Origin of the sequence: Citrobacter sp. Cs237 (assembly GCF_030332325.1) — a bacterium.
GTDB classification, from domain to species: domain Bacteria; phylum Pseudomonadota; class Gammaproteobacteria; order Enterobacterales; family Enterobacteriaceae; genus Citrobacter_A; species Citrobacter_A sedlakii.
Map to the genome: position 1 here is coordinate 506,963 of NZ_JAOWIB010000093.1, position 12,333 is coordinate 519,295.

The following is a 12,333-nucleotide window of genomic DNA, read 5'->3' on the forward strand; positions in this document are numbered from 1 at the left end:
CAAACATGGCGGCCCTGGCCGCCATAAAAAAATGGGCAGTTTTTAAATTTCCGGCTTTAATTAAATCACCGCGTGCAAGGCAATTTAAATTGCCAGGGCCGTTAAAATAACGCGGGTAAATGATCACGGTTGTCGTTTTATTTTTTCACCAGGCGAAATCTTAAACAATTAAATCTTTCAGGTTTAATTGCGATTGGCTATATGATGAGGTGAAGAAATAGAATGCCTGGTACGGAAAAGTCGCAGCACATCAGTCTGACAACACACGTTGAAAGAGGATTAAAAGATCGATTAAGTCTGGGCGAGCTGAAGCCTGGCGCCAGATTAATTACCAAAAATATTGCTGAGGAGTTGGGGATCAGTATCACGCCGGTGCGTGAGGCGCTGTTACGTCTGGTGTCTGCCAGCGCGTTAACCATTGCGCCCGCGCAAGCCTTCATGGTGCCGGAAATCAATATAGCGCGATTCGCGGAAATCATCCGTATTCGCTGTGAACTGGAAGGGATGGCGGTTATGGAAGCCACGGGGCGGATTACGCCGGAACGGATGGAACTCCTGGAGGCGCTGCTTGCGACGTATCAGCAGGCGCATGAAAGAGGCTCGGTAGCCGAGCGACTGCGGGCAAACCGGGCGTTACGCTTCAAAATTTATCACTTCGCCAACATGCCGACGCTGTGCGAAATGATCGAACAGCTGTGGGTACAAATGGGGCCAAGCCTGCATTTTCTCTATGATCTGGAAAAAGAGGGCGCGTATCCACACAGTGTCGATCATTACCATCAATTATTTAAGGTTATTGCCCAAGGAAATAAAGAGGCCAGTCGCGACTGTTTAATCGACATCATCAATAAAAATGTCGCCATCGTTAAACGACAATACCTTAATTAAGTACTGCTTAAATTTAGCGGGGAATCTCCCCGCTATGACTACCTTTATTACGCAGGTTATTCAAAACGCCATGCGAGGTTAACACCCACGCCGAAATTTCGCCCCGGAGCAGGTTCGTAGTATCTGCCGTTCGATTCATTCACAATGACCGAGCCAACATACGCTTTGTCAAAGAGGTTGTCGACCCGCCCGAACACATCCACCGTCAGATTACTGTAGTTGATTTTATACCCGGTATTCAGCCCTACGACAGTATAAGAGGGCGCTTTGGCGGTGTTTTCATCGTCAGCCATAATATCCCCCATGTAGCGGGCATCCACCCCGGCATACCATCCTTCATCCGGCACATAACCCAGGGACGCAAAACCCATGTTGCGGGCGATCCCCGGCATCCTGTTACCGTTGCAGTTCTGGTCGTTGCAGACGTTGCTACGGTAGGTGGCGTCCAGCCAGGTCCAGGAGGCGTTGACGCGCCAGTTTTCGCCAAAACGCTGATCCCACCCCAGTTCTACCCCCTGACGCCGGGTCTTGCCCGCATTCTTATACGTTGTCCGTCCGCCGCTGCTGGAATCCACCACCAGTTCGTCGTCCGTGTCGGTCTGGAACAGCGCCGCCGTCAGCAGTCCGTTGCCGATACGGGTTTTGCTGCCAATTTCTATCGTATCGTTAGTGGAAGGTTTAAGATCGAAATTCATCCCGCTTTGCCCATCCGCACGGTAGGACAGCTCGTTTATGGTCGGCGTTTCAAAACCGCGGCCCGCTGCCAGATAGAGGTTCCAGGCGTCCGTCACGGCATACTTCAGCGATCCGGCTGGCAACCATTTATGATAGCTGGCATCGCCACTGTCGTCGCCGTTGCCCGGCGTCACGTAGTGATCGTTAGAGTCGAACCAGACCGAACTGTAGCGCACGCCTGCATCAAGGGAGAGTTTGTCGGTCAGTTGCCACTGCGTCTGCAGGTAGGGGTCGACGTTCCACATCAGGTTGCGCTCGTCCCGGCGGCGCTCGCCTTTTTGGCCGTACTCCGGTACGCCGTCAGTGAGACGGTAATTTGTGTAGCCCTTACGGTTCTCACTCATATTTTCGTAGTTCAGTCCGGCAGTAAACGTCATGGGTACAATCAGTTCCCCACGGTGCGTCCAGCGGCTGTCGATGCCCTGGTAATGACGCTGCAGCGAGATAACGCCGCCCGCATGGGACGGTCTGAGCTGAGGGGCCATCGGGATCGACTGATACTGGGTGGTTTCACGTTGCCCGGCATACATCATCACGCTCATGTCGTCCTGGGCGCTAAGCTGTCGTTCATAGCGCAGTCCGGCCTGCGTCTGCTTGATGGTTTTACGCGTGTGATACTGCTCCGCGCGCGGCGACTGTTGCGGGTTATCGCGCCATTCGGCTTCGGTCAGGCCGCCGGGATCGTCAGCTTTAATATCGACGCTGTTAAAAATCAGACTCAGCTTGCTTGCCTCGTCGAGACGCACGCCCAGTTTCGCATTGGCGAGATTCTTTTGCGCGCCGCTACGATCGCGGTAGCCGTGGGTAGTAAAACGGGTTGTCGACACCGTGTAGTCCACATCGCCAGCCTGGGTGCCGTCACCCAACGCGCCGGTCGCTTTTAACCCGTAGCGCCAGCTGCCGTAACTTCCATAATAGCTGCTTGCCTCGATGGTCGGCGGCTGTTGTCCGGTTTGTGTCGTCACGTTCATGACCCCGCCGGAAGCATTGCCGTAAAGCGCGGAGAAGGGACCGCGCAGTACTTCAACGTTTTGCACGCTGCTGAGATCGATATTTGATGTCTGCCCCTGGCCGTCCGGCATCGTTGCCGGGATGCCGTCAACATACAAACGAATGCCGCGCACGCCATAAGTTGAACGCGACCCAAAGCCACGAATAGAAAGCTGAAGGTCCTGAGCATAGTTTTGTCGGTTCTGCACCTGCAGGCCCGGCACGCGGGTCAGGGATTCGGAAAGATTGATGCGCGGCGCCGCCCGGCGCATATCTTCGCCCTCGACCACGCTGACGGCGGCGGGGGTATCCAGTTCAGAAACGGCCTGGGGTGAGGCGCTGACGATCAGCGTTTGTTCATCGGCTTCGCTGTCCGCTGCGGCCAGCGGAGAGAACACGAGTGGAAAGAGCAGAGCGGGAACTGCGGTATATCGTATGGAAATAATCTTCATGAAAAAAGGCCAGTTAAAGTGAACGTACCCATAGGTATGTAAGTTACATGTTAATTCGTTTGTAAAATTTTGAAAATTTTAACGGCACAATGCGTTAAGAATTAATGGAGAAATTAAGAAGATTGTAGACAGGATGCGAAGAAGTGCTCCACTTTCTGACAAATAATGATTACCATTCCCATTTATAAAAGAGAGCAAAACCATGATCTTGCTCAGCGAAGCGATGTGAAGCAGCAAAATAGCGATATATCAAAGGGAGTCGTCATGCATTTTCGTCATCAGTTTTCCCCGCGCCTGCGTGGTGCTTTACTGTTAGGTTCACTGCTGGTTGCCTCATCGTTCAGCACTCAGGCGGCAGAAGAGATGCTGCGTAAAGGCGTGGGCAAGGGCGCTTACGAAATGGCCTACAGCCAACAGGAAAACGCGCTGTGGCTCGCCACCTCGCAAAGTCGCAAGCTGGATAAAGGCGGTATTGTTTATCGTCTCGATCCGGTCACGCTGGACGTGACGCAGATCATTCACAACGATCTCAAACCGTTTGGCGCCACCATTAATAACGCGACCCAGACGCTGTGGTTTGGTAACACGGTGAATAGCGCGGTCACTGCCATCGATGCGAAGACCAGCGAAGTGAAAGGACGACTGGTGCTGGACGCCCGCAAACGCTCCGAAGATGTCCGTCCGCTGCAGCCGCGTGAGCTGGTTGCCGATGAAGCAACGAATACGGTGTATATCAGCGGGATTGGCAAAGAGAGCGCGATATGGGTGGTGGACGGCGAAAAGATCGCCCTGAAAGCGACCATTGAAAACACCGGTAAAATGAGCACGGGTCTGGCTATCGACAGCGGCGCGAAGCGTCTTTACACCACCAATGCGGACGGCGAGCTGATCACCATCGATGCCGCCACGAACAACATCATCAGCCGTAAGAAACTGCTTGATGACGGTAAAGAGCACTTCTTTATTAATCTGAGTCTGGACACCGCCGGTCACCGCGCGTTTATTACCGACTCGAAAGCGGCGGAAGTGCTGGTTGTCGACACCCGCAACGGCAACGTGCTGGCGAAAGTCGCTGCGCCGGAATCGCTGGCCGTGCTGTTTAACCCGGCGCGTAATGAAGCCTACGTCACCCACCGCCAGGCCGGTAAAGTGAGCGTGATTGACGCGAAAAGCTACAAGGTAGTGAAAACCTTCGATACGCCGACCTTCCCGAACAGTCTGGCGCTGTCGGCAGACGGCAAGACCCTGTACGTGAGTGTGAAGCAGAAGTCGACACGCGAAAAAGAAGCCACGCAGCCAGACGACGTGATTCGTATTGCGCTGTAAACCCGCAGGAGGGGGAAACCCCTCCATTCACGTTCCCATACCCGCCGATACGCCTCGTTACATCCCGCTGATAGCCTGAATAAGCCCAGGGAATTACACTGTCCCGCTTCGATTAAATGAATCACTTGGGAATGCTATGAAAAAGCCACTGTTCTGCCTTTGCGCTGGCGTGATGCTGTTCGCGCTGGCAGGTTGCTCCACGAATTACGTTATGACTACCAAAAGCGGGCAAACCATCGTCACGCAGGGAAAGCCGCAGCTGGATAAAGAGACGGGAATGACCCGCTATACCGATCAGGACGGGAATGCACGGGAAATCAACAGGAATGACGTGGCGCAGCTTATCGAAGCGGATTAGTCGACGCCGTTGAAAAGCAGGCCTGATCGGCGTCGTCGGTCAGGCCTTTGTCATTTTTTATGGCGCAGTGCGATGGATTTCCGCAACGCGTTTACGAACGCCAAACCAACCGGCAACCAGCAGAATGGCGATCAGCGGCAGGGAAGCGATGGTATAGGTGCCGTTCGGATAGTCAAACGCCATCAGCACCAGTACGCTTAACAGGAAAAGCAGCGTCAGCCAGGAGGTGAACGGCGCGCCCGGCAGCTTGAAACTGACATCGGCGGCTTTGCCCTCTTTGATTGCCTTGCGCAGGCGCAACTGGCACACCACAATAAATCCCCACGACGCGATAATGCCCAGCGAGGCGAAGTTGAGGACGATCTCAAAAACCTGGGAAGGCACCAGGTAGTTGAGGAAGACGCCCATAACATACACCGCCAGCGTCGCCATAATGCCCGCCCAGGGCACATGCTGGCGGCTCATCTTACTCATAAATTTCGGGGCGGAGCCGCCCATCGCCATTGAGCGCAGAATCCGTCCGGTGCAGTACAGGCCGGAGTTCAGACTGGAGAGCGCGGCGGTCAACACCACAATGTTCATGATGCTGCCAATATAGGGCACGCCAAGTTTTGAGAAGAACGTGACGAACGGGCTTTGTCCGGCCTGGTAGGCATTCCACGGCAGCAGCAGAACCAGCAGCACCACGGAACCCACGTAGAACAGGCCAATACGCCAGATCACGCTGTTAATGGCTTTAGGCACCATGGTCTGCGGATCTTTACACTCACCGGCGGCGGTGCCGACCAGTTCGATAGAGGCAAACGCAAAGACGACACCCTGCACCAGAACCAGCGCGGGCAGCAGGCCGTGAGGGAAGAAGCCGCCGTTATCGGTGATCAAATGAAAACCGGTGGCGTTGCCGTCCAGCGGTTTGCCGGACCCCAGAAAGACCGTGCCCACCACCAGAAAGATCACAATTGCCAGCACTTTCACCAGCGCGAACCAGAACTCCATTTCGGCAAACCATTTTACGCCAATCATGTTCATGGTGCCGACGATGGCCAGCGCGCCGAGAGCAAAGACCCATTGCGGTACGTCGCCAAACGCGCCCCAGTAGTGCATATACAGGGCCACGGCGGTGATATCGACAATTCCCGTCATCGCCCAGTTGACGAAATACATCCACCCGGCCACATAAGCGGCTTTTTCACCGAGAAATTCGCGGGCATAAGAGACAAAGCTGCCGCTGGAAGGGCGATGGAGGACCAGTTCGCCCAGTGCGCGAAGGATAAAGAACGAGAAAATCCCGCAAACGAGATAAACCAGCGCCAGCGCCGGACCGGCCATTTGCAGGCGTGCGCCCGCGCCTAAAAATAACCCGGTGCCAATGGCGCCGCCAATGGCGATCATCTGAACCTGACGGTTGCCCATTGCTTTGTGATAGCCTTCCTCATGGGCATTCAACCAGCGTCGTTTCGCCGCGTGCTGCGCCGACGCCGTGGTGTCTTGTGTATTCATTCCGTTTCCTGTTACCTGTCTAAGTGAGAATACTGTTGTCGCGACAGCCGCCGCGACGCGGTTAATTTTTCCCGTCATTCTGTGTACGGATAAAACCACCGGCGAAGCATCCTACCTGCAAATAATAAACGGCGCAAAATATACGAATACGAATGGTCAGACTGCGTAATAAATAAGCAATGCGCACCTGCAACGCGCCGGATCGGGCTACGGGCGGCATCTGCCAGGTTACTCTACACTTACTCTTTTAACCGGGTGGAGGCAGTATGATTAAGATCTACGGCGCGCCGGGCTGGGGTTCGGCGATTAGCGAGCTGATGCTTACGCTGGCGGACATTCCCTATCAGTTCGTTGACGTCAGCGGATTTGACCGCGACGGGCCGCAGCGCGATTTACTGTTAAAGCTGAATCCGCTGTGTCAGGTGCCGACGCTAACGCTGGAAAACGGCGAGGTAATGAGCGAAACGGCGGCCATTGCGCTTATGGTCCTCGACCGCCGTCCCGAACTGGCTCCCCCTGTTGGCAGTGCGGAACGACAGCAGTTTCAACGTTTGCTGATCTGGCTGGTCGCTAACGTCTATCCGACCTATACCTTTGCCGATTACCCTGAACGCTGGTCGCCGCAAGCGCCAGAAGCGCTGAAAAAAAACGTTATCGAATACCGTAAATCGCTCTATCTGTGGCTAAATGACCAGCTCAGCGCTGAGCCGTATGCGTTTGGCGAGCAGTTAACCCTGCTGGACTGCTACCTCTGCGTGATGCGCACATGGGGACCGGGACACGACTGGTTTCAGGACAACACGCCCAATATTAGCGCGATAGCGGATGCGGTGTGCCAGTTACCGACGTTACGTCAGGTGCTTAAGCGCAATGAGATTGTATAAGTGCGGAAACGGAGAAAGCGATGCCCGGCAGTGAGCCGGGCATACGCTGATTACGGGGTGACAATATTGAACCAGAATTCGAACTTATCCATATAGCCGAGCAGTTCGTTGAGTTTTTCCGCATTGCCGGTGATTTTAACGTCACCTTTGTCCGTGGCCTCTTTCAGCGTTTCCTCTTTTAGCACAATGCGATTCAGTGCGTCGCGCGACAGGCTGATCGTCGCGTCTGCCTGCGGATCTTCAACGTTTGCGGTATGGTTCAGGACGCCGTTTTCCAGCTCCACTTTGTATTTCCCGCCGTCTTCCCCAAAGTCAATATTAAGCACTGCTTTCGCATCCGCCGCCTTTTCACCGTTGATGTGAACCGCGAGATAATCAAAGAACATTTCCGGCGTCATTGCCCGCACGGTATCCGGGCTGGCGGTGTTAGGCGTAGGCATTTTTTGCACGCCATTACGCAACTCCTGTGCGCCAGTCAGATAAAAGTTACGCCACGGCCCCGATTCCGCCTGGTAACCCAACTGTTCGAGTGCGTCCGCCTCCAGGTTCCTTGCCGCCTGATTATTCGGATCGGCAAAAACCACTTTGCTTACCACTTGCGCAACCCAACGGTAATTCCCCTGATCGTAATCCTGCTTCGCTTTTTGCAGAATGGCATCCGCGCCGCCCATGTATTCGACAAATTTCTTCGCCGCTTCTTCCGGCGGCAGCTCATCAAGGGTAGCCGGATTGCCATCAAACCAGCCGAGATAGAGCACATAAGTGGCTTTGACGTCGTGGCTGACGGAACCATAGTAGCCGCGGTTCGCCCAGGTGTGGGCAAGCGACGGCGGCAGTGTAAAGTTTGCGGCGATCTCGTCGCGGGTGAGCCCCTGATTCGCCATGCGCAGGGTCTGGTCGTTGATATAGCGGTACAGGTCGCGCTGGCTCTTCAGCAGTTTCACGACATTGTCGTTACCCCATGTCGGCCAGTGATGCTGGGCGAGGATAATTTCGGCTTTATCACCCCATAAATTGAGCGCTTCATTAATGTATTTTGACCACGGCAACGGCTGGCGAATTTTGGCGCCGCGCAAAGAATACGTGTTATGCAGCGTGTGGGTGACATCCTCGGCGGTCTCGATGATTTTCTTCTCTTCGATATACCACAACATTTCGGAAGGGGCTTCAGAGCCTGGCACCATCAGGAAATCGTAGGTCAGGCCGTCAATCACCTCTTTTTGCCCTGTTTTGGTGATGTAGTGGGTCGGGGCGATCAACGTGACGGTACCGGCAGACGTCGTGGTGCCCAGTCCCGCGCCTACCTGGCCTTTGACGTCAGGCTTTAGCAGGTTGCCGTACATATAACTGGCCCGGCGGCTCATCACATTACCAGCCATGATATTTTCCGACACCGCTTCTTCCATAAAACCTGCGGGCGCGTAGATTTTCACTTTGCCGGACTTCACATCCGCTTCATCCACCACGCCGCGCACGCCGCCATAGTGGTCAACGTGGCTGTGGGTATAAATGACGGCCACAACCGGTTTGTTTCCGCGATTCTTATAGTACAAATCCATGCCGACCTTTGCCGTTTCCGCTGAAACCAGTGGGTCAACAACGGTAATACCTTCTTTTCCTTCGATAATCGTCATATTGGACAGATCGAGGTTGCGGATCTGATATACCCCGTCAGTCACTTCAAACAGGCCGCTAATGTTAATCAGTTGCGCCTGACGCCAGAGGCTTGGGTTGACTGAATCCGGCGCTTTATCGCCTTCTTTAATAAACGCGTACTGTTGGGGGTTCCAGATCACATTGCCTTGTTCACCCTTGATTACCTCCTGCGGTATCGGGGCGATAAAGCCCTTATGCGCATCGGTAAAGTCTGTGTTATCCGAGAAGGGCAGTTGATTATAAAGCGCGTTATTGGCCTGTTGGGTGGCGGCTGTGGCGTCTTTCGGCGCTTCGACAGCCAGAAGGGGCAGGGAATATGACGTCAGCATCCCAGCGAGGATGAAGCCTCTGGCGATGGTATTGAGTTGCATTGAATAACCTCTCTTTAGAATGGCGGATAGGCTTTTAGGTATGTCATGCACAACGGAGGGTTGGCGTGGAAATTTGAGGTAATGCAACATTAACTATAGTGGGCTTCGCAAGGACGGCAAGGCGGTGCAGATACCGGCAGGTGATTGATATCTGCACAATTTATCATCAGGCCTGCGGAATAGCCTCCAGAGTGGTGTAGACGTTCAGTCCCAGTTGGCGGGCGATCTCGATATCGTTATCCGCGCCTTGGGAAGCGCCGGGAATACGATAAATGGCGTTACAGCGGGTGATCAACCGATGTGCGACCGGATAGAGCATCGCTTCGCTGATGTCATCGTCCAGCGAGGTTGAACCCGCCGCTTTCGCCAGCGGCAAGGCGAGCCATTCGCCAATCACCGGGATATGCCCGCGCTGGTAGACGGCAAGCGCGGCGGCTTCCAGACGGTGCAAATTCGCATCAATCAATGCCTGTTTACCGTCTGTACCGCTGCGATACGGTCCGGCGATCAAGATAAGTTGTGCTGTCATAATGTCCTCACTAAAGAAAAAGAGTGCGCAGAATTGCGTATTTCTGCACGTTTTTGTTGCCTGAGAGGCCCTGCGTTTGTAGAGTAGGCATCATAAACAGCATATTCGTGCACGATCAAGAGTAATCGTGCAAAACCAGGAATAAACCGATGCTTACCGATCAGCGTAAAAAATTGATTCTCGATCTGCTCGCCGCAGAAGGACAGGTGTTGTCAAAATCGCTCAGCAGCCGTTTTGCGGTTTCGGAGGACACCATTCGCCGTGACCTGCGGGAGCTGGCGGCAGAAGGGCGTTTACAGCGGGTCCACGGCGGCGCGCTGCCTGCCTCTTCCGCCGCTGGCACGTTTGTGGAGCGAAAAACGCTTAAAACCGATGCTAAAAAACGACTGGCGCAGAAAGGCGCGACGCTTATCTCAAACGGCCAGGTGGTCATTGTGGATGGCGGTACGACCACCACCGAGCTGATTGCCTGTCTGCCGGACGATCTCAACATTACGGTAGTCACGCACAGTCCGGGCATTGCGCTGGGGCTGGTGAATCATCCTCTCATCGAAATCATTCTGATTGGCGGTCGGGTGTATAAACACTCCATCGTTACCGTTGGCGCGGCGGCGGTGGAAGGTATCCGCAATATTCAGGCCGATCTGTTTTTTATGGGGGCAACAGGGATCCACCCGGAAGTGGGATTAACCACGGGCGATTACGAAGAAGCGTGCATCAAACGCGCATTTTCCGCCAGGGCGGCGGAAACCATCGTTCTGGCTTCACCGGAAAAAATCAATACGGCCTCGCCCTTCGCCATTGGCGATGTGTCGTTGATCAACACCGTCGTGGTGGAAGATAACACCGATAACGGCTGGATCACCGCCATGCGGGCGAAAGGCGTGACGGTAATAAAGGCGTAATTAGCCCGCAGTGACGCGTTTACCGCTGGTTACAAACGTACCCGCGCCGAGGTGGTGCAGGGTATTACGTTTATCGTCATCGAACTGCCAGCGGCCTTCCGTGAAGGCCCGCGCATCCGCAGCGGCAGAAACCACTTCACCAAACAGAGTATCGTATTTTTCCTGGGCGGCGGTGGCGGGAAGCAGGCGGCATTCCATCCACGCAAGGCATTTTTCTTCGACTAGCGGCAGGCCAAGCACCGGGCCGTTTACCACCGGAATACCATAACAGTTGAACTTGTCCTCGTCGCGCCCGGAAACGCTGCCGACAGCCCATGTCCAGTTGGTCGCCGCTACGCCGGGTATGACGATGCCGAACAGGCCGCTGCGCTCAATCAGCTCGCGTGACCAGGTTGATTTATCCACCACTATCGCGATACGAGGCGGCTCAAATTCAACCGGCATTGACCAGGCGGCGGCCATGATATTGCGTCTTGCGCTGGCGTCGTCACGACTGGTGATCAACACCGTGGGACCGTGATTGAGCAGGCGGCTGGCGTGGCGTAATTCGACAGGGCGGAATCGACTCATCGGGTTGTCTCGCAAAGTGTTTTCTGAGTATTAATGATAAGTGGCCGGGCGCCAATTTGCACAATAAGTGGCGTCTCTTTCGGGATCCATCGTTTATACTCTTTCGCACCTTACCGGATCACCGCAGGAACCCCGATGACCCCCATCCTGAATGCCTACTTCGCCCGCCTGAACTGGTCCGGGCCGACCGACGTCACTCTTGAGACGCTGCGGGCGCTGCACTTACAGCATAACTGTACCATTCCCTTTGAAAACCTGGACGTTCTGCTGCCGCGCGAAATGCAGCTGGACGAGCAGTCGCTGGCGGAGAAACTGATCGGCGCCCGCCGTGGCGGCTATTGTTTTGAGCAAAATGGCGTATTCGAGCGGGTCTTACGCGAACTGGGGTTTACCGTTCGCAGCTTGCTGGGGCGGGTTGTGCTGTCGAATCCGCCGAGCCTGCCGCCGCGAACCCATCGTCTGCTGTTAGTTGAAGTGGACGGCGAAGTGTGGATCGCGGATGTTGGTTTTGGCGGACAGACGTTGACTGCGCCGATTCGCCTGCTTGCGGACATCCCACAGCAGACGCCGCACGGTGAGTACCGACTGTTGCAGGAAGGCGAAGACTGGATTTTGCAATTCCGTCATCACACGCACTGGCAGTCGATGTACCGTTTCGATCTGGTTACTCAGCATCAGAGCGATTATGTGATGGGCAACTTCTGGTCCGCGCACTGGCCGCAGTCGCATTTTCGCCATCATTTGCTGATGTGCCGTCATTTGCCTGATGGCGGCAAGCTGACGCTCACCAATTTCCACTTTACCCATTATGAACACGGGCACGCGGTTGAGCAGATTCACTGTCCGGACGTCGCGTCACTGTATGTCTTACTCCAGGATCGTTTTGGGCTCGGGGTAGACGATGCAAAGCATGGGATCAGCGAAGCTGAACTGGCAAGGGTGATGGCGGCGTTTGATACACATCCGGAGGCGGGGAAGTAAGTCACAGGCCCGGAAGCATTGCGCCACCGGGCCGTATTTATCAGAACGACGCTTTAATGCCGAGCATCGCCGAGGTGTCGCTGTAGCCTTTATCACCGACCTGCTGGGCGACGTTGCCCCACAGGGAGACGTTCTTCGTCAGCTGGCCTTCCACACCGGCCTTCAGCTCGCCGATATTGCGGGTGCCG

The 12,333-nt window shown here is 54.8% G+C and carries 12 protein-coding genes; 6 read left to right on the forward strand and 6 right to left on the reverse strand.

Features of this window, described 5'->3' with window-relative positions; all coding sequences use genetic code 11:
• Positions 1-222 precede the first annotated feature (222 nt).
• Positions 223-888: a GntR family transcriptional regulator gene (locus OGY07_RS06840; protein WP_286599494.1), complete on the forward strand. Its 666-nt coding sequence runs from the start codon at positions 223-225 to the stop codon at positions 886-888.
• Between the two features lie 56 nt (positions 889-944).
• On the opposite strand, the gene pqqU is transcribed toward OGY07_RS06840, so the two are convergent.
• Complete coding sequence (gene pqqU, locus OGY07_RS06845; protein WP_286599496.1) at positions 945-3,065, reverse strand: TonB-dependent receptor PqqU; 2,121 nt, start codon at positions 3,063-3,065, stop codon at positions 945-947.
• 264 nt (positions 3,066-3,329) lie between these two features.
• Here pqqU and yncE point away from each other — a divergent pair, with 264 nt between their 5' ends.
• Both yncE and OGY07_RS06855 read left to right on the forward strand, forming a co-directional pair.
• Positions 3,330-4,391: a 7-bladed beta-propeller protein YncE gene (gene yncE / locus OGY07_RS06850; protein ID WP_286599498.1), complete on the forward strand. Its 1,062-nt coding sequence runs from the start codon at positions 3,330-3,332 to the stop codon at positions 4,389-4,391.
• Between the two features lie 136 nt (positions 4,392-4,527).
• Positions 4,528-4,749, forward strand: coding sequence for a YgdI/YgdR family lipoprotein (locus OGY07_RS06855; protein ID WP_042283117.1), 222 nt, complete (start codon positions 4,528-4,530; stop codon positions 4,747-4,749).
• A 57-nt stretch (positions 4,750-4,806) separates the two neighbouring features.
• Here the strand turns inward: OGY07_RS06855 and ansP are convergent, their stop codons facing one another.
• Complete coding sequence (gene ansP, locus OGY07_RS06860) at positions 4,807-6,249, reverse strand: L-asparagine permease (protein WP_286599500.1); 1,443 nt, start codon at positions 6,247-6,249, stop codon at positions 4,807-4,809.
• 266 nt (positions 6,250-6,515) lie between these two features.
• Between ansP and OGY07_RS06865 the strand changes: the two genes are divergently transcribed.
• A complete protein-coding gene (locus OGY07_RS06865; RefSeq protein WP_042283110.1) occupies positions 6,516-7,133 on the forward strand; it encodes a glutathione S-transferase family protein in 618 nt (205 codons plus the stop codon).
• A 50-nt stretch (positions 7,134-7,183) separates the two neighbouring features.
• Here OGY07_RS06865 and OGY07_RS06870 read toward each other — a convergent pair whose 3' ends face one another.
• The gene (locus tag OGY07_RS06870) at positions 7,184-9,160 is read right to left on the reverse strand and encodes an alkyl/aryl-sulfatase (protein WP_286599504.1); all 1,977 of its coding nucleotides are present in this window, start codon (positions 9,158-9,160) and stop codon (positions 7,184-7,186) included.
• Positions 9,161-9,326: 166 nt separating this feature from the next.
• On the reverse strand, positions 9,327-9,689 hold the full coding sequence (locus OGY07_RS06875) for a DUF4406 domain-containing protein (RefSeq protein WP_286599506.1): 363 nt from the start codon (positions 9,687-9,689) through the stop codon (positions 9,327-9,329).
• Positions 9,690-9,838: 149 nt separating this feature from the next.
• Here OGY07_RS06875 and OGY07_RS06880 point away from each other — a divergent pair, with 149 nt between their 5' ends.
• Positions 9,839-10,594 carry a DeoR/GlpR family DNA-binding transcription regulator gene (locus OGY07_RS06880; RefSeq protein ID WP_286599508.1) on the forward strand — a complete coding sequence of 252 codons (756 nt, stop codon included), beginning with the start codon at positions 9,839-9,841 and terminating at the stop codon, positions 10,592-10,594.
• Here the strand turns inward: OGY07_RS06880 and OGY07_RS06885 are convergent, their stop codons facing one another.
• Positions 10,595-11,164, reverse strand: coding sequence for a flavin reductase family protein (locus OGY07_RS06885; RefSeq protein WP_042283101.1), 570 nt, complete (start codon positions 11,162-11,164; stop codon positions 10,595-10,597).
• Positions 11,165-11,299: 135 nt separating this feature from the next.
• Between OGY07_RS06885 and nhoA the strand changes: the two genes are divergently transcribed.
• A complete protein-coding gene (nhoA, locus tag OGY07_RS06890; protein ID WP_286599510.1) occupies positions 11,300-12,145 on the forward strand; it encodes an N-hydroxyarylamine O-acetyltransferase in 846 nt (281 codons plus the stop codon).
• 40 nt (positions 12,146-12,185) lie between these two features.
• Here the strand turns inward: nhoA and OGY07_RS06895 are convergent.
• The coding region (locus OGY07_RS06895) for an autotransporter outer membrane beta-barrel domain-containing protein (protein ID WP_502872425.1) at positions 12,186-12,333 on the reverse strand (148 nt) is incomplete at its 5' end.

What these genes read in the sequence shown, in the direction of transcription:
- OGY07_RS06880 (WP_286599508.1), top strand. Translation starts at nt 9,839, where the DNA reads ATGCTTACCGATCAGCGTAAAAAATTGATTCTCGATCTGCTCGCCGCA.
- yncE (WP_286599498.1), top strand. Translation starts at nt 3,330, where the DNA reads ATGCATTTTCGTCATCAGTTTTCCCCGCGCCTGCGTGGTGCTTTACTG.
- OGY07_RS06840 (WP_286599494.1), top strand. Translation starts at nt 223, where the DNA reads ATGCCTGGTACGGAAAAGTCGCAGCACATCAGTCTGACAACACACGTT.
- OGY07_RS06885 (WP_042283101.1), bottom strand. Translation starts at nt 11,164, where the DNA reads ATGAGTCGATTCCGCCCTGTCGAATTACGCCACGCCAGCCGCCTGCTC.
- pqqU (WP_286599496.1), bottom strand. Translation starts at nt 3,065, where the DNA reads ATGAAGATTATTTCCATACGATATACCGCAGTTCCCGCTCTGCTCTTT.
- ansP (WP_286599500.1), bottom strand. Translation starts at nt 6,249, where the DNA reads ATGAATACACAAGACACCACGGCGTCGGCGCAGCACGCGGCGAAACGA.
- nhoA (WP_286599510.1), top strand. Translation starts at nt 11,300, where the DNA reads ATGACCCCCATCCTGAATGCCTACTTCGCCCGCCTGAACTGGTCCGGG.
- OGY07_RS06855 (WP_042283117.1), top strand. Translation starts at nt 4,528, where the DNA reads ATGAAAAAGCCACTGTTCTGCCTTTGCGCTGGCGTGATGCTGTTCGCG.
- OGY07_RS06875 (WP_286599506.1), bottom strand. Translation starts at nt 9,689, where the DNA reads ATGACAGCACAACTTATCTTGATCGCCGGACCGTATCGCAGCGGTACA.
- OGY07_RS06865 (WP_042283110.1), top strand. Translation starts at nt 6,516, where the DNA reads ATGATTAAGATCTACGGCGCGCCGGGCTGGGGTTCGGCGATTAGCGAG.
- OGY07_RS06870 (WP_286599504.1), bottom strand. Translation starts at nt 9,160, where the DNA reads ATGCAACTCAATACCATCGCCAGAGGCTTCATCCTCGCTGGGATGCTG.